Annotated in this window: 13 protein-coding genes and 1 tRNA gene; 10 read left to right on the top strand and 4 right to left on the bottom strand. The window is 58.5% G+C overall.

Annotated elements, in window-relative coordinates; genetic code table 11:
- Nucleotides 1–87: 87 nt before the first annotated feature.
- From MWH26_RS04540 to MWH26_RS04515, 6 genes are all read left to right on the top strand, one after another.
- Nucleotides 88–2,901 carry a D-alanine--D-alanine ligase family protein gene (locus MWH26_RS04540; protein WP_247976220.1) on the top strand — a complete coding sequence of 938 codons (2,814 nt, stop codon included), beginning with the start codon at nucleotides 88–90 and terminating at the stop codon, nucleotides 2,899–2,901.
- A gap of 225 nt (nucleotides 2,902–3,126) precedes the next feature.
- On the top strand, nucleotides 3,127–3,912 hold the full coding sequence (locus tag MWH26_RS04535; RefSeq protein WP_244695457.1) for a PASTA domain-containing protein: 786 nt from the start codon (nucleotides 3,127–3,129) through the stop codon (nucleotides 3,910–3,912).
- Nucleotides 3,913–4,027: 115 nt separating this feature from the next.
- Nucleotides 4,028–5,902, top strand: a complete 1,875-nt coding sequence (locus tag MWH26_RS04530; RefSeq protein WP_247976219.1) for a hypothetical protein — start codon at nucleotides 4,028–4,030, stop codon at nucleotides 5,900–5,902.
- Between the two features lie 91 nt (nucleotides 5,903–5,993).
- Nucleotides 5,994–6,293 carry a rhodanese-like domain-containing protein gene (locus MWH26_RS04525; protein ID WP_247976218.1) on the top strand — a complete coding sequence of 100 codons (300 nt, stop codon included), beginning with the start codon at nucleotides 5,994–5,996 and terminating at the stop codon, nucleotides 6,291–6,293.
- Between the two features lie 366 nt (nucleotides 6,294–6,659).
- Complete coding sequence (locus tag MWH26_RS04520) at nucleotides 6,660–7,112, top strand: MarR family winged helix-turn-helix transcriptional regulator (protein ID WP_311136881.1); 453 nt, start codon at nucleotides 6,660–6,662, stop codon at nucleotides 7,110–7,112.
- Nucleotides 7,113–7,149: 37 nt separating this feature from the next.
- Nucleotides 7,150–7,587: an organic hydroperoxide resistance protein gene (locus MWH26_RS04515; RefSeq protein WP_244695453.1), complete on the top strand. Its 438-nt coding sequence runs from the start codon at nucleotides 7,150–7,152 to the stop codon at nucleotides 7,585–7,587.
- Nucleotides 7,588–7,730: 143 nt separating this feature from the next.
- On the opposite strand, the gene MWH26_RS04510 is transcribed toward MWH26_RS04515, so the two are convergent.
- The 3 genes from MWH26_RS04510 to MWH26_RS04500 all read right to left on the bottom strand — a co-directional run bounded on the left by MWH26_RS04510 (nucleotide 7,731) and on the right by MWH26_RS04500 (nucleotide 11,934).
- Nucleotides 7,731–9,650, bottom strand: a complete 1,920-nt coding sequence (locus tag MWH26_RS04510; RefSeq protein ID WP_247976217.1) for a RecQ family ATP-dependent DNA helicase — start codon at nucleotides 9,648–9,650, stop codon at nucleotides 7,731–7,733.
- A gap of 248 nt (nucleotides 9,651–9,898) precedes the next feature.
- Nucleotides 9,899–10,711 (bottom strand): hypothetical protein, encoded by an 813-nt coding sequence (locus MWH26_RS04505; RefSeq protein WP_247976216.1) that lies wholly within the window; start codon nucleotides 10,709–10,711, stop codon nucleotides 9,899–9,901.
- Between the two features lie 566 nt (nucleotides 10,712–11,277).
- A complete protein-coding gene (locus tag MWH26_RS04500; RefSeq protein ID WP_110979954.1) occupies nucleotides 11,278–11,934 on the bottom strand; it encodes an ABC transporter ATP-binding protein in 657 nt (218 codons plus the stop codon).
- 180 nt (nucleotides 11,935–12,114) lie between these two features.
- Between MWH26_RS04500 and MWH26_RS04495 the strand changes: the two genes are divergently transcribed.
- The 3 genes from MWH26_RS04495 to MWH26_RS04485 all read left to right on the top strand — a co-directional run bounded on the left by MWH26_RS04495 (nucleotide 12,115) and on the right by MWH26_RS04485 (nucleotide 15,680).
- Nucleotides 12,115–13,230, top strand: coding sequence for a glycoside hydrolase family 113 (locus tag MWH26_RS04495; protein ID WP_247976215.1), 1,116 nt, complete (start codon nucleotides 12,115–12,117; stop codon nucleotides 13,228–13,230).
- A 243-nt stretch (nucleotides 13,231–13,473) separates the two neighbouring features.
- Nucleotides 13,474–14,679 (top strand): ADP-forming succinate--CoA ligase subunit beta, encoded by a 1,206-nt coding sequence (sucC, locus tag MWH26_RS04490; protein ID WP_247976214.1) that lies wholly within the window; start codon nucleotides 13,474–13,476, stop codon nucleotides 14,677–14,679.
- A gap of 215 nt (nucleotides 14,680–14,894) precedes the next feature.
- Complete coding sequence (locus tag MWH26_RS04485; protein ID WP_247976213.1) at nucleotides 14,895–15,680, top strand: transglutaminase-like domain-containing protein; 786 nt, start codon at nucleotides 14,895–14,897, stop codon at nucleotides 15,678–15,680.
- Nucleotides 15,681–15,800: 120 nt separating this feature from the next.
- Here MWH26_RS04485 and MWH26_RS04480 read toward each other — a convergent pair whose 3' ends face one another.
- Nucleotides 15,801–16,307, bottom strand: coding sequence for an organic hydroperoxide resistance protein (locus tag MWH26_RS04480; RefSeq protein WP_247976212.1), 507 nt, complete (start codon nucleotides 16,305–16,307; stop codon nucleotides 15,801–15,803).
- A gap of 148 nt (nucleotides 16,308–16,455) precedes the next feature.
- On the opposite strand from MWH26_RS04480, the gene MWH26_RS04475 reads away from it, so the two are divergent.
- A tRNA-Arg gene (locus tag MWH26_RS04475) sits at nucleotides 16,456–16,527 on the top strand.
- The last annotated feature ends 326 nt before the right edge of the window (nucleotides 16,528–16,853 follow it).

Here is a 16,853-nt window from a genome sequence, read left to right as displayed (position 1 = left end):
GTAGAAAGCGGATTGCTACGACACTGACCTGATACGCCCGCTACATACTCGCAATGACGCGGCGGGCTTGTACCTTTGCCCCTACGTATGAAAATAGGCATCTTCTTCGGCGGCCCGTCGCGTGAGCGGGAAATCAGCTTCGCGGGCGGCCGCACCGTGTACGATAACCTGGATAAGTCCTTGTTCGAGGCTGTGCCCGTGTTTGTGGACAGCCGCGGCAACTTCATTCAGCTCAACTGGGAGTACATTTATAAAGGCACCATCCGGGACTTTTACCCGCCCGTGTCGGCGCTGCCGCCGGTAACGCTGCCGGTGCAGATGTACTTCGAAAGCCTGGGCGAGTTGAGCCTGGAGGAGCAGGACCGCATCATTTCCGAAGTCGGCCGGCGCATCCAGCCCCAGGAGCTGAGCAGCCTCATGGACTTTGCCTTCCTGGCCTTGCACGGGCCAGCCGGCGAGGACGGCGCCATTCAGGGCCTACTGGAGTGGTACGGCATTCCGTACTCCGGTTCCGGCATTTTGCCCTCGGCCTTCGGCATTGATAAGATTGCCCAGAAAAAGCTACTCAAAGCCCTTAACCGCCCTACCCCCGACTTCCGCCTTATCACGGCCGAAGAGTGGGATGTGGCCGATGCGCAGGCTACTCTCGACTACCTGGTGCGCGAGCTGGGCCTGCCGCTGGTATTCAAGGCCCCGCGCCAGGGTAGCAGCATTGGCGTGAGCATTCTGCGCGAAGCTGATGTAGCGAAATTCGCTACGGCCGTGGAGCGCAGCCTGTTCCGCAAAACCGTCACCCAGCAGGAGTGGCAGGCGCTATCGGAAGAGAAGAAAACCATGTGGCTGCAGCAACTGGTGGATATTCGGGAAGGCATCGGTCTACCGGTGGTTATTGAGAATGAAGAATTAGGAATGAAGAATGAAGGATTGGCCGCCGCCGATAATTCCTCATTCATAATCTACCAGCCTGAGGAGTTGCTGAACGCCCTGAATGAGCGGCTGCAAACCGTCGGAGCTGTGCGTCTGACCAGTGTGGAGGGTGAAACCCAGGTGCTGGTCGAGAGCTTCGTGCAGGGTCGTGAGTTTTCGTGCATTGTGGTGGAAGACCCCGATGGCAAGGCCTTGGCCCTACCCCCCACGGAGATTGTGAAGGGCGAGGAAATGTTCGATTACCGCTCGAAGTATCTGCCGGGCCTCTCGCGCAAAGTCACGCCCATTGACCTACCCGAAGCGGAAATTCAGCGCATCCGGGAGGCCTGCGAGGAAATGTTCCGCACCTTCGGCTTCCAGGTGTACGCCCGCCTCGATGGCTTCATCGTGTCAGGGCAAGAGGGTAAGGAGGTAGGAGTTCAAAAGGGCTCTGATTCGACTCCTGCCCTCCTACCCGCACACCATCCTACCCTTTACCTCAACGACCCGAACACGACTTCGGGCATGTTACCGGCCTCGTTCTTCTTCCACCAGGCTGCCGAAATCGGGCTGAACCCCTCGCAGTTCCTAACCTACCTGATCCGCACCTCGTTGGCGGCACGGCGACGGGCGGGGCTGCGGCCAGTAAAGCTGGCGGGCCTGTTGGCGCAACTGGATGCGGCTGTAGCGGCCCGGGCTTCGGAGGAGCGCACCCGCACCAAGGTGGCCGTAATTATGGGCGGTTACTCCTCGGAGCGCCACATTTCGGTGGAAAGCGGCCGCAACATTTACGAGAAGCTTAGCTCCAGCATCAAGTACGAGCCGGTGCCGGTATTCTTGACGGGTAGCAGCCAGGAGTTCCGCCTCTACGTGTTACCCATCAACGTGATGCTCAAGGATAACGCCGACGACATCCGCGAGAAAGTAGAGCACATGGAAGCCGGCCACGGCCTGCACCCCATTCTGGAGCGCATCCGCCGCGAGGCTTCGGCTATTACCAGCACCTACGCCGGTCAGCCCACGGCTCAGCCGCGCCGCGTCTCCTTCGAGGAGCTGGCGGGCATGGTCGATGAGGTATTTATTGCCCTGCACGGCCGCCCCGGCGAGGATGGGGCTCTGCAGCGGGAGCTGGAAAAGTTCGGCCTGCCCTACAACGGTTCGGGCGTGGAAAGCTCCAGCATCACCATCAATAAGTTTGAAACCAACCGCCGCCTGCGCGAAGCGGGCCTGCGCGTGGCCGAGCACCGCATGGCCAGCCGCCTGGAATGGGAGGCCGACCCGGAAGGCTTCTACCGCAGCCTGGAAACCCAGTTCCCCTACCCCTTCATTGCCAAGCCCGCCGATGATGGCTGCTCTTCGGCCGTGAAGAAAATCAAGAACCGCCAGGAGCTGGAGGCCTTCACCCGCCTCATCTTCCGCGACCAGCTGGACCTGACGCCCGCTGAGGCCACTACCCTTAGCCTGGGCTTTAAGGAGGAGTTTCCGCAGAAAGATGCCTTCCTGGTCGAAACCCTGATTGACCGCGACGGTGCGGCCCACTTCCTGGAAGTAACCGGCGGCCTACTCACCCACTGGACCGACGCCGGCGAGTTGCAGGTGGAAGTATTTGAAGCCTCCGAAGCCCTGGCAACCGGCGAGGTGCTGAGCCTGGAGGAGAAGTTCCTGGCCGGGGAAGGCCAGAACATTACGCCCGCCCGCTACGCTGCTGACCTCACGGAGCGCCAGCGCGTGTCGGAGGAGGTAAAAAAGGAGCTGGGCCGGGTGGCTGAAATCTTGAATATTCAGGGCTACGCGCGCATTGATGCCTTTGTGCGGGTGCGCCAGAACGGGGCCGTGGAAGTCATCATCATTGAGGTGAACTCCCTGCCCGGTATGACGCCCGCTACCTGCATCTTCCACCAAACCGCCCTGGCCGGCTACACCCCCTACGACTTCATCGACCGGATTCTGGAGTTCGGTAAGCAGCGCACGGAGAAGGCCGCCGCTGTGCAATAAGGCTAGCAGATCGTCATTCCGAGCGGAGCGAGGAATCTAGCGCGCTGAGGTTGTAATGGTAACTCAACGTCAGCGCGCCAGATTCCTCGCTCCGCTCGGAATGATGGTCTGGTTAAACTCTACTTCGATACCCTTCGCCCTACCTTTCTAATTCCTAGTTTTGTCCGCTGACTTCTAGCCGCTGTATTCTAGCTCCCCGCTTCCTACTTCTTAGCTTCTCCCCTGATGTCTTTCTTTAAATCCGATACTCCCGCCGACCTGTTCAAGCATGTGCTGGTGATTCTGCTGGCGACGGGTATCCTGGTGTTCGGGTTCTTTTACGTGTACTTGCCCATCACCACCAACCACGGCGAAACCATTGTGGTGCCCAAGGTAACCGGCATGAGTCAGGCCGAATTGGAGGACTACCTGGACGAGCGGGACCTGGCTTACTTCGTCGATGACAGCACCTACGACGCCTCCATCCGGCCGGGCACGGTGCTCACGCAGGAGCCCAAGGCCGGCGAGAAGGTGAAAGAAGGCCGCAAAATCTACATTTCGGTGGCCATGAAAAACCCGCCCGTCATCAAAATGCCCAAGCTGACGGACGGCTCCCTGAAGAATGCCCAGCTCATCCTGAAAAGCTACGACCTGATTGTGGGCCAGATCAAGCTGGTGCCCAACATCCAGAAAGACGCCGTACTGCGGCAGTTTGTGGGCGGCAAGGAGGTAGCGCCCGGCGCGGCCATCACCAAAGGTACCCGCGTGGACCTGGAGGTAGGCGACGGCCTGGGCAACCAGGAATTCCCGGTGCCCAACCTGGTGAACATGCCCGCCGATGAAGCCACGACCCTGCTTGTGGGCCAGGGTCTGCAGGTGGGCGAAATCTTCTACCAGGAGCCCGAAGAAGGCCAGACCGAAGGCACCGTGGTAAAGCAGCGCCCCGTGCCCGGCCCCGGCACCACCATCCGCATGGGCCAGTTGGTGGACTTGTGGGTAGCGGGCCAGGCGCCGGTGAAGGAAGTGCAGTAACTTGGGTGAAATACTCGCGAAAAAGGTTCGTTGTGTTAAGCAGCGAACCTTTTCTCGTTTAAGTCCGTGAGAGCAAAACGGATTACATGCTCCAGTTGGTTTTTACCTTGCTTTGATGACCCATTCACTACGCTTTCTTCTCGGGATACTTGCGCTCCTGGGCGGGCTACCGCTGGCGGTGCCGGCGCAGGTGCTGGTGCACCCCTTGGGGGCCGAGCCCGCCCACGCGGCCTCACCGGCGCCCCAGTCGGCCGGCCGGCGGCCAGCGGCCCTAACCCTGCCCTTTTTTGATGATTTCGCGCGGCAACCGGAGGGTCGGCCCGACGCCCAGCGCTGGGAGACGGCTGGTGGGGCGCTGGTTAATAACCGGTTTCCGCGCCGCCCGCTCACGAAAGGCGTGGCTACGCTGGATGGCTTAAATGCCCAAGGTCGGGCCCGGGGCCCCATTTCGTTTATTGGCGATGGGGACTCATTGGTTTCCCAACCCCTGGACCTGAGCCGCCTCACGGCCACCGATAACGCCTACCTGAGCTTTTTCTGGCAGGCGGGCACCATCTTCGGGCCGCCCGCTCCAAGCGGTACCCGCCCCATTGCGCTGTACGTCGATTTTCTGGATAAAGACCAGCAGTGGCAGCAGGTATGGCAGCTGCGCAGCCGGGGCGACACGACCAATTTTCGCTTCAAGTCGCTGCCAGTCAATCAAGCCCAATTTTTCCACAGCGCCTTCCAGTTCCGCTTCCGGGTGAGCGGCTACCTCTACAACAACCGCGACGCCTGGAGCGTGGACTACGTGCGCCTGGACCGCAACCGCACCGCCACCGACTCCACCTACCGCGACATTGCCATCAGCCGCGCCCTGCCCAGCGCCCTGAAGCGGTACACGGCCTTGCCCGTGGCACAGTTCAACCAAAACCCCACGCAGGAGCTAACGGACCGCATCGTTACCACGGCCAACAACCTCGACATCGGGCCCGCCCCTACCCCCATTACCTGGACCGGCACGCTGGAAGTATTGCCGGGTGGACCTACTACCCAGTTCCCGACGGCTGGCCGCTCCCTCGATGCTAACTCGCGCCAGCAGCCAATAGTAGTCAGTGGCACAGCAGCCGTACCACTCACTACCACGCCCAAGTTTCTGCGCCAGCGAGTTACCCTGCTCACCAACGAAACTAGCCCGCTTACCCAACCTAACGACACCATCACGCGGATAACGGAGCTAGGTAATTACTTCGCCTACGACGACGGCACGGCCGAGTCTAGCGTGAGCTTGCCCGTCGCCTCTACTGGCCCCGCCAGCTACCTGGCCCTGCGCTTTGATCTGAACCGAGCCGACCAAATTCGGGCTATTCGGCTGTATCCGGTGCTGACCACGGCGGCGGGCCGTACCATTAGCCTCAACATCTGGGACGATGACGGCACGGGCAAGCCTACGGCCACGCCCAAAGCCACCAAGTCCTACACCATTCCGGCGCGTTTGCCGGCCGGTCAGTCGTTCGTGGAAATTGCCTTTGATGCTCCCGTGCCGGTGAGTACCCGTTTCTATGCGGGCTACGGGCAGGCGGCCAGCCCCCAGTTCGTCGAGTTTGGCCTCGACCTGAATAACTCCTCGCCGCCGGGCTACCTCTTGCTAAACGCCCTGAACGTGTGGAGCGTTAACAACACCGCCACGGCTAATAGTCCGGCCGGCGCCCTGATGCTGCGGCCGGTAACCGGTAGCACCGTGACAAGCTCCACGGCCCCGGACGAGGTAGCGGCTACGTACCAGCTCTATCCCAACCCAAGCCCGAGCGGCCGGGTTACGGTGCAGGGCCGCTATGCCCGTGCTACGGCACTTGATGCGCTGGGGCGGGTGGTTTGGGAGCAGCCCGCCGCGCAAGCAGGCCAGGCGCAGCTGCAACTCCCGCCGCTGCCCGCCAGTGTATACTTCGTGCGGCTTACCTTGCCCGATGGTCTGGTTGTCACGAAGCGCCTTTCCGTGTTGGCCCCGTAACTGCGAGTTTGTCGTTTTCTGTCTATTGTTGCAGGAAATGCTGGCCTTGGGCCACATCGTTTACTTGTATCACCTTTCTGAAGCACTGTCTATGACTGACATCACCCCCACCGAATTGAAAGAGCGCCAGGCTGCTGGCACCGCCCCCGTTATTATTGACGTGCGCGAAACGTGGGAAAACGAAGAAAGCCGGATTGTCGGCAGCCAGAACATTCCGCTCGGGGAGCTTCCCAACAAGCTCGACGACCTGGAAGACTTGAAAGACCAGGAAGTGGTAGTGCACTGCAAAGGTGGCGGCCGCTCCGCTTCGGCCAAGGCCTTCCTGGCCCAGCAAGGCTTCCAGAACGTGCGCAATTTGGTGGGCGGCATGCAGGCCTATCAGCAGGCGTAGCTTTTAGCTAGCTATACCTTTCGACCGAGCCACGCGACGCGTGGCTCGGTTTGTTTTTAGGATTTGATAAGCGACCTGTCAAATCCAATGGCTTGTTAATCTAGATGTAGTGCATCCATAGGTAGTTGTCATTCCGAGCGGAGCGAGGAATCTGGGTTTACCACTCAACGGCTTAACTCAGATTCCTCGCTCCGCTCGGAATGACATTTCAACGGCACTTTTGCTGAATTGGGACGGAAAGCTGTAGCTCACAGAGTGCGTAAATGAAATATTTCTCACTCACAGTCAGCCTTTTATCTTAATTGCAATTAATTTAATTGCACACAATTAAACATCACGCAATTATTTTCATTCTTTTGTTTATCCATGAGCAACACTCCTGCCGATATCTCTCCCAATCCTTTGCTGCAGCTGGAAAATCAGCTGTGCTTCCCGTTGTATGCCTTGTCGCGGATGATGACGAAGGCCTATCAGCCCTTGCTGCAGGAGCTGGACCTGACGTACCCGCAGTACCTCGTGTTTCTGCTGCTCTGGGAACACCAGGAACTGACGGTTAAAGAATTGGGCGAAAAGCTGCTGCTGGATTCCGGCACGCTCACACCCCTGCTCAAGCGCCTGGAGCAAAAGCAGTGGATCAGTCGGCGCCGCGACCCGCGCGATGAGCGTTCCGTAATTATCGGGCTGTTGCCGGCGGGCCAGAAGCTGCAACAGCGGGCCTGCCAGGTTCCGGAGCAGATTTTTGCTAAGCTCAACATGCCCCAGAGTGAATTTGAAACCCTGCGGCAGCAACTCACTACGCTACTTACCCAGCTGGGGTAGTCCCGGCTTTTATTCACTTTCTCTTCCCCTCTTTCTCATGAAAATCGAGAAAATCTTCACAGCTCAGGCCAAGGCCAAAGGCGGCCGCGACGGCCACGTTACCACCAACAACAACGTGCTCGACGTGGACCTGAGCACGCCCAAAGAAATGGGTGGTCCGGGCAAAGCCGGCGCTACCAACCCCGAGCAACTGTTTGCCGCCGGCTACGCAGCTTGCTTTGAAGGTGCCCTAGGCGTAGCAGCCCGCCAGGCCCAGGTGAAGCTGGACAACGTGACGGTAGAAGCCTTTATTGGTTTCGGCAAAGCCGAAGACGGCGGCTACGGCATCTCGGCCGATCTGCACGTGAATATTCCCGGCGTAGAGCAGGCGCAGGCGGAGCAGCTGGTAGAAGCGGCCCACGGCATCTGCCCTTACTCGCGCGCTACCAAAGGCAACATTGAGGTGAACCTCACCACAACTACCAACGCTGCATAAGGCATCCGGTTGGCACGTTTCCTTCTGTCATCCTGAGCGGAACAGTAGGAGCTTTTCCCGAGAGGCGGTTACTCCTACCGCTCCCGAGTGAAATGCCCTGCGCCGCTCAGGATGACAGTTTTTTTACCCCTCAGCGTCCCTGGTTAGGTTAGCCGGCCGTCGGGGGCATACGTCAATTCCCCTAGCTCCACCAGTTCCCGCAGCAAACTCGTGACGGTAGTGGCCTGGCCTGGGGCGAAGTGCGTCAGAACTTCCCGGGGCGTTTGGGGGGTAGCCTTGAGCAGCGCCACCAGGTGCCCGCGCAGTTCCGGGGCCGCTGGTGTTTCCTGCCGGGCCTTTTTCTTCGCCAGGCAGAAGTCGCAGACCTTGCAGGCCGGGGCGTCCAGCTCCCCAAAGTATTCCAGCAGCAGTTGCTGGCGGCAGCGCCCCCCCGCGGCGTACCGAATGACGGACTCGGTTTTATGGCGGGCCAGCTCCCGGGCTTCGTTCAGCCGTTTTTGATCCAGTGGAAGTTTATCGGCATCATAGCGGGCGGTAGTAAACAGGGCCTGCGGCGACTCGTGCTTGGGCTGGTAGTGGATAATGCCCGAACGGTGCAGAAATAGCAACATCTTGCGCACATCCACCACGCTCAGGCGCAGGTATTGAGCCAGGCTATTCTCCGAAATCCGCTGAAAGCCGGCAAACAGCTCGCCCCCGTTAAAGCGCAGCAGGCTCTTAATGAGCTGGTCGTGCTGCTGGTTGGCTACCTGAAAGTGGTAGAGGTCGGTGTGGTTGATGGGGATATGAACACGGGCCGGGTTGTTTACGGCCTCATTTAGCTGCACAAATCCTTCCCGCTCCAGAATGCGCAGGCTATTGTGCGCATCCAGGGCTTTAATGCGGTAGGTTTCGGCGAACTGCTGCAGATCGAAGTCGAAGGCCACCAACTCGCCCCCGCCCACAGCCGTGCGAGAAAAGTTGGCCAGGGCCTGGTACACCCGCCGCACAGTATCCAAGGGGGGGTAGGCCTGCTGGGTGCGGCGGCGCAACTCCTCGCCGTCGTTGGGCCCTTGCAGCAGCACGGCAAAGGCGTATTTCTCGTCGCGACCGGCCCGGCCGGCTTCCTGGTAGTAAGCCTCCAGATTATCGGGCGCCTCCAGGTGCACCACCAAGCGCACATCGGGCTTGTCGATGCCCATGCCAAAGGCATTAGTGGCCACAATGCAGCGCGTTTTGTTCTGCATCCAGTCTTGCTGGGTGCGGGTGCGCTGCTCGCTGGGCAGCCCGGCGTGGTAGGGCGCGGCGGCCAGTCCCTGCTGCCGCAGGTAGGTAGCGGCCTCCTCCGTTTGGCGGCGGGTGCGGGCATACACAATGCTGGTTTTCTGGGCGCCTACCCCGCGCACTACCTCCACTAGGCGCTTAAACTTATCCTCGGTGCTCAGCACGGAGTACGACAGATTAGGCCGGGCAAAGCTCTGCTGAAACACCTGGTGCGTGGCCCCGAATGCCAGCTTCTCCACAATATCCTGGCGCACCTGCTCGGTGGCGGTGGCCGTGAGGGCTATGCAGGGCACCCCCGGCAGCAGTTCCCGCAATTCCTGAATACGCAGGTAGGGCGGGCGAAAATCGTAGCCCCACTGGGAAAGGCAATGCGCCTCATCCACCGCCAGCAGGTTAATCTTCATTTTCGGAACCCTGGCCCGGAACATATCGGTTAGCAGCCGCTCCGGCGAGACGTACAGGAATTTCACTGGCCCGTACACGCAATTGTCCAGGGTCTGGTCGATTTCCTGGTGGCTCATACCCGCGTACACGGCCTCGGCCTTGATGCCGCGTTTGCGTAGGTTTTCCACCTGGTCCTTCATGAGGGCAATCAGTGGCGACACCACCAGGCAGAGCCCCGGTCGGGCCAGGGCCGGCACCTGAAAGCAGATGCTTTTGCCCCCACCCGTGGGCAGCAACGCCAGCGTATCCTGTCCCGCCAGCACCGCTCGGATGATGTCTTCCTGCATGGGCCGAAACTGCGTATGCCCCCAGGTGTGGCGCAGTACGTGCAGAATATCGTCGGTAGGAGGCAGCAAGGGAAGCGGGTGTTCGGCAGAACTACGAAGGTAGCGCCGCCCAGTGGGAAAAGGAAAAAGGGTTGCTGTCCAGCCGCCGCACTACGGCTGCTTTCCCAGCTTCCGTCCCTACGCCTGTCATCCTGATGCGCGGAATGCTGAGGATGACAGGCGGTTGTGTTGGTTGGTAGCGGAAGAAAGTAGTAGTCAACAAAAAAGCCCGCTGCCAAATGGCAGCGGGCTTTCGATATATGGAGTGGGGAGAGAACTTAAGCGGCGGCCGAAGTCTGGCCGTTCTCACGGTCATCGATGGCCTTCTTGAGCTTGGCAATGGCCTGCGTAGCACGCTCCTCGTCCAGACGGTTGATGTTCAGCAACATCTTGGTCTTCTCCGGACGAGTAATAACCGGGTGGTTCAGCAGACGAATGATTTCCTCCTTCTGCGAAGCTGAAGCGTACGTGGTAGCCGGAGCGGCAGCTTCGGTTACTACCGCCGCTTCAGCGGGCACAGCCTTCATAGCAGCGGGGGCCTCAGCAGCAATGGCTACCGGAGTGGTGGCGGGAGCTACTACCATGGCAGGCTGAGCAGCGGGCGTGTTACCACCGTACTCCATTTCCTCCGCAGGGGTAGGCTCGTAACCAGCCGCACGGATAATCCAGGCCAGAATATTTCGGTAAGCCTTACCAATGGCCCGAGTCTGGGCCATGCTCATGATGGCAAACTCCTGGTAGAACTTCTTGCCCTGCTCCTTATTCGAGCAGATAGCAAAGCCAGCGCCTACCGTGTGCCCCGACTTCATGTCGAAGAGGGTCACCTTTGCCTGATATTTGATTTCCTGCTCGGTCGAGACGTTAATGACGTGGTCCACGATGGGCACAATACCCAAGCGCGAGCCAGCGTACTGCCAACCCTCCACGTTCACGAACTCCTTCCCCTGCACCGTGGTGCTGAGCTTGTTGTCCTTGATAAATTTAGCTAGGTCCGTCGCCAGATGCAGCGTCTCGTCGGAGCGTGAGATATCAAAGCTCTCAACTTTAGTCTTACGAACCGGCTCTTTGATGTTCTTGATTGCTTCGCTCATGGCGTCTTTCCTTTAGTGTTCTGTAGTACCGTATTGTTGTTCGAGTATATAACTATACGGGCGCGCGAAAGGTGCACATAACGGCCTGTTTTTATAGAATTTTTCATGCTGTATATCAGCATGTTACAAATAATATTTCCAACCACATTAGGCAACCACCGTTTTTAGCTAATCAGCCGGCTACCCCAACATGAACACGGCTACCTGATGAGGCAAAAAACAACCCGCTGCCTTTGTTCCGGAAACAAAGTAGCGGGTTTACCAACTGTCCGGGGCACACCGGACGCGTTACCAGAAGAAAGCAAAAAGCGTATCCGAAATCTGCTTTCAGATACGCTTTTAACAGGCACTGCCACGAAGTAGTTTCCTACTGGACAATTAGTTATGAATCCACTGTCTAGCTAAGAGCTGCTGAAACGCTGACAACATGAAGTTGTCATTCCAACGAAGAGAGGAATATAAGTTAATCATCCAGCAGCTTGACCTAGATTCCTCTTCGCGCCGCTCGGAATGACAGGGCTGGAGCGCTTCGTAGACACCCGTCAAGGTGCTAGCAACGGCCTCTGCTACCCTTCCCAGATGTTGCCATCCTTCATGGTAATCTTGCGGTCCGCCATTTCGGCCAGCTGGTCGTTGTGGGTCACAATGACGAAGGTCTGGCCCAGCTCCTTGCGCAGCAGAAAGAAAATCTGGTGCAGCTCCTGGGCGTTCTGCGAGTCGAGGTTGCCGCTGGGCTCGTCGGCGAAGATGATTTCGGGCGAGTTGATCAGGGCCCGGGCTACGGCCGTGCGCTGCTGCTCGCCCCCGCTCATTTCGGAGGGCTTGTGGTCGGCGCGGCGCTCCAGGTTCAGCATCCCGAGCAATTCGCGGGCCCGCACCCGGGTTTCCTTCTCCGAGCGACCGGCCAGATAGGCGGGCAGGCACACGTTTTCGAGAGCCGTAAACTCGGGTAGTAGGTTATGAAACTGGAAGATGAAGCCGATGTGGCGGTTGCGGAACCGGGCCAAATCAGAGCGACCCAGGGAGCTAACCGACTCGCCGTCAAACAACACTTCCCCCGAATCAGGGTTGTCGAGGGTTCCCAGGATGTGCAGCAAGGTACTCTTTCCCGCCCCCGACGAGCCAACGATGGACACAATCTCCGATTTCTCAATCGTCAGATCAATGCCTTTGAGGACTTCCAGTGTGTTGTATTTTTTGCGGACGTTGATGGCTTGCAGCAAAACGGAACCAGATGTAAGTGAGCCGAGGGTACGGGAAACAAATCTACGGAATGTAGCGCTTTGCGGGGGTGCTTCGGCGCGGAAACTCTCCTGGCTCATCCGCGGGCTTTGTTCCTCCCCCTTGGCAACACCAAATTCCTGCTCTCACCTCCTATCTTAAGCGGCCAGATGCTGCCTGCTATGCCCTCCCCCGCTTTTGCAATTCGCCGCTGGCGACTCGTGGTTTTTCTGCTGCTAGCGGTGGTGGCTGCAACGGCCGCTTGGTGGCGCTGGTCCCGGCCCCAGTTTGTCGCCAGCACCCATGTGGCTGGCCCCACTACCCCGCCCCCCGCCGATAACCGCCTGCGGGGCGTGAGCTGGGTAGCCGGCGACTCCGTGTCGTCCCTGGATCTGGAGCCGCTGGTGCGGGCCCGCGTCACCTGGATTGCCCAGACGCCCTTTGGCTGGCAGGCTGGCGCTACTACCCCCACTATTCAGCTGCATACTGGCGTAGGCCACCGCGGGTATTGGGGCGAAAGTGACCGGGGCTTGGTGCTCACCAGCCAGCGGGCCCGGCAGCGCGGCATCCGAACCTTGCTGAAGCCCCACCTGTGGCTGCGCGGGGGTAGCGGCACCTGGCCCGGCGACGTCAAAATGAGTTCGGAGGCCGATTGGCAGCGGTGGTTTGCCAGCTACTCGGTGTTCATGCTGCATTACGCCCGCCTGGCCGAAAGCAGCGGCATGGCAGCACTTTGCATTGGCACGGAGCTGCAGCACAGCGTAGGCCATGAGGCGGAGTGGCGGGCCCTAATTGCCCAGATACGAGCCGTGTACCGCGGTCAGCTCACCTACGCCGCGAACTGGAACGCCGAGTTTGAGCAGGTGGGCTTCTGGGATGCGCTAGACTTCATCGGTATTCAGGCCTACTTCCCGCTGAGCACTACCGAGCGGCCTACCAAAGCGGCCCTGCTCAAAGCGTGGCAGGGGCCGTTGCGACGCATCGAAGCACTTCAGAAGCGGGTTAAAAAGCCGGTTGTTTTCACAGAAATAGGCTACAAGACGACGCCCGATGCGGCCATCGAGCCTTGGGCCTGGCCTAACCGCACGGCCGTAGCTGCTACCCCTGATGAAGCCACCCAAGCCACCTGCTACGCTGCCATGTTCGAGACCTTTTGGCCCCGACGGTGGTTTCAGGGCCTGTTTGTGTGGAAGTGGTACCCAGGGCTGCAACCCGCAGGCTTGGCCCGGCGCTACCTCGATTTCACGCCCCAGCACAAGCCCGCCGAGCAGGTGATGACAGCGTGGTTCGGGAAGTGAGGGGTAGCGGTTAGTTGTCAGGTGATAATTCTCAGTTACTACGTGTCAGCTCCTTGTTTCTCAAGCTGAAAGAAGCGCACAAGCGGTAGGGCCAGTTCCGCTCCTGCCAGCCAGTGCGCCCCGTTTCTTACGCCAGAACAAGTGAACAACCGACAACTAACAACCGACAACTAAACTATCAACTCATTTCTGCCTACTTTCGCGCCTAGTAAACCACCCCGAAACCCCTCTTAACTGACCTCTATGAACATTCACGAGTATCAGGGCAAAGACATTCTGAAGCGTTACGGCGTACGCGTGCAGGAAGGCATCGTAGCCGATACGGCTGAGGAGGCCGTAGAAGCCGCCAAAAAGCTGAACGCCGAAACCGGCACTAGCTGGTACGTTATCAAAGCCCAGATTCACGCCGGCGGCCGCGGCAAAGGGGGCGGGGTGAAACTCGCCAAAAACTTGGAGCAGGTAAAAGATATTGCCGGTCAGATTATTGGCATGCAACTCGTTACCAAGCAAACCGGCGCTGAAGGCCGTAAGGTGCACAAAGTGCTGGTTGCCCAGGATGTGTACTACCCCGGCGAGTCGGAAACCAAGGAATTTTACATGAGCGTGCTGCTGGACCGCGCTACCGGCAAGAACGTCATCATCTATACCACCGAGGGTGGCATGGACATCGAGGAAGTAGCGGAGGCGCACCCCGATAAGATTCTGAAGGAGCACGTAGACCCCCGCGTTGGTCTGCGCCCCTTCCAGGCAGCTAAAATTGCCTTTAACCTAGGCCTCGAAGGTGCTGCTCAGAAGGAGATGGTGAAGTTCGTAATGGCCCTGTATAAGGCCTACGACGAAACCGACTCGGCCATGTTCGAAATCAACCCCGTGTTGAAAACCTCGGACAACAAAATCCTGGCCGTTGACGCCAAAGTAACCCTCGACGAAAACGCTCTCTACCGCCACAAGGACTTCGTGGAGCTGCGCGACACCAACGAGGAAGACCCGCTGGAAGTAGAAGCTTCGGCCTCAAACCTAAACTACGTGAAGCTCGACGGCAACGTGGGCTGCATGGTAAACGGCGCGGGCCTGGCCATGGCTACCATGGACATCATCAAGCTGTCGGGTGGCGAGCCGGCTAACTTCCTCGACGTAGGCGGTGGAGCCAACGCCCAGACCGTAGAAGCTGGTTTCCGTATCATCCTGAAGGACCCGAATGTAAAGGCCATCCTGATCAACATCTTCGGTGGTATCGTGCGTTGCGACCGGGTTGCGAACGGGGTAGTGGAAGCTTACAAAAACATCGGTTCCATCAACGTGCCTATTATTGTGCGTTTGCAAGGTACCAACGCCGAGGAAGGCGCCCGCATCATTGACGAGAGCGGCCTGAAGGTGTACTCGGCGGTGCTGCTGAAAGACGCTGCCCAGAAAGTAAAAGAAGTACTGGCAGAGCAGGGTATTTCCTAGTCTTTAAACCAGAAATTATATTACTTTGCAATGCCCACCTGTTTACTCGGGTGGGCATTTCTGTTGGGTACCAACCTCCGGTTAGCCTTTCTCGTTTACAGCAGCTCACTCAGGTTTACCGTATGCACAGTAAGACGTTTACTCTTTTTTTGCTGGCTCTGAGCTTAGGTAGCCCAATGGGAAGGGCTCAAACGGCAGGAAAATCGGGCCCCGGTTTGCCTTACCTAACTACCCTGGATCCGGTAGCTTACCCTTTTCAATACAGCTCGCCTAAGTCGGACTACCTCACCCGGTTTCGGGAGATGTACGGTTTGGATCAGGTTATTGCGCAGGAAACCACCGATTTGGGCCGGGCCCGCGCCTTGTGCCAGTGGGTGCATTTCCGCCTGGAGCATGACGGCCACAAGCGGTTTGAGTCGCAAGACCCGTTTGCCATTTTGAAAGCGGCCATGCTGGGCCAGCAAGTGCAATGCGTAGAGTTTGGCTTGGTGCTAGCCGCCGCCTTTAACGCCGTGGGCATTCCCGCCCGCCCCCTTTACCTGAAGGCCGCCGACGTGCAAACCCGGGCCTCGGCCGCTGGGCACGCCTTGGCTGAGGCTTGGCTACCCGACCTGGGCAAATGGGTAATGGTGGACAGCCAGGCCGACATCATTCCCATGCTGGGCGACAAGCCTCTCAACGCCGTGGAACTACAGCAGGCCCTGCTCACGGACGCCCCCAACCTGACGGTTCTTACCTCCACGGATGCCAAGCCCAGGTCTTACTTCAAATGGGTGAATCAGTATCTATTTTACTTTGATACCGTGATGGATAACCGCTACGGGGTAAAATCAAGCCGTACGGGACTAATGCTCGTGCCCCTGGGGGCTCATAAGCCGGTAGTATTTCAGCGCACGGAAGCCATTCACAACATCCGCTACACCAATTCCGTGGCTACCTTCTACGCCCCTCCTACCGGCACCGACTGGCTGGCCGCGGGTAGTGAAATAGAAACGCGCTAACTGACAATTCTCCCAAAAACAGTCTGCCCCATCAAGTCTCGGCCGTTATTGGTCAAGACTTGGTGGGGCAGACTGTTTTTGCATGCAATTCCTACTCAGCGAGCAGCAAACGTCGTAGGACTAGGCGTTCTGGGTGCTTTCTACTCCGCCTTTCTCTGCTACGCCAATATTTTCCTCGGGCTGCACCGGAATTTGCTCTCCTTGGACGCGCAGTTCTACCTCAATATTACCGCGGGTACCTACCGAGTACGGGCAGATTTTATGAGCCTGGCGCACCATGTCAATGGTTTTTTCCCGGTCGAAGGACTTCAGGTCCACGTCCAGTATAGCGGATAGGCCGTAGCCTTCGCCTTCCTGGAACAGCGATACAGAGCACTTCACCTCGGTTTGCGGATCAAGCTTGTCGCCGCCGCGCTGGGCAATAACGAGCAGCGCTTGCTGGAAGCAGGAAGAATAGCCCGCAGCGAACAGCTCCTCGGGGTTGGTAGCGCCCTTCTTGCCCCCCAGACCCTCGGGAACCGACATGTCCAGGTCGATGATGCCGGTGGCGGAACGAACGTGGCCACTACGGCCGCCAATGGCCGTTGCATCGGCTGTATATAGGGTCTTTTTTTCAGTGCTTGCCATAAAAGATACGTTCAGGGTGTGTTGGTTTGATAGGTTAACTGTGCTGAGCCGCCGAAGGTTACTTCTCAAGAGTATATGATTTTGCCGAAAATGCGAATTACCGTTTGGCAGCGCCATATTTTCTCTCTAGTTTTGCCACCCACTAGCCGGTCGCGTAGTACAACGGATAGTATGGGAGTCTCCGAAGCTCTTGATCTAGGTTCGATTCCTAGCGCGACCACAAAATACCTCCTAACACCCTGTAAGCCATAGGCTTACGGGGTGTTTTTGTTTGTAGATTACGTATGCAGTCTTGCTGGCAGCTCCCCTGTATAACTGCCACGTAAGGTTGCCTGGCGGCAAGCTAGCTGGTGCGTAATCAACTTAGTAGGACCCAAAAGAGTTATTAGCTGGAATGGCGGTAGCACTACTCGCTCAGGGCCTCCGGACTGACCACGTTTCCGCCCGTACCAGTCGCGTCCACCTGCACAAGACGGGCCCATTCCGGAAGGAACTGAAACCACTGGTGAGGCGTTGGCCGCTGCCTTCCCCTGCACACCTACCCCC

The organism is Hymenobacter sublimis, assembly GCF_023101345.1.
GTDB classification, from domain to species: Bacteria; Bacteroidota; Bacteroidia; order Cytophagales; family Hymenobacteraceae; genus Hymenobacter; species Hymenobacter sublimis.
Note: the sequence above shows the minus strand (reverse complement) of the source record. Positions and strands in the feature narration are given on the sequence as shown.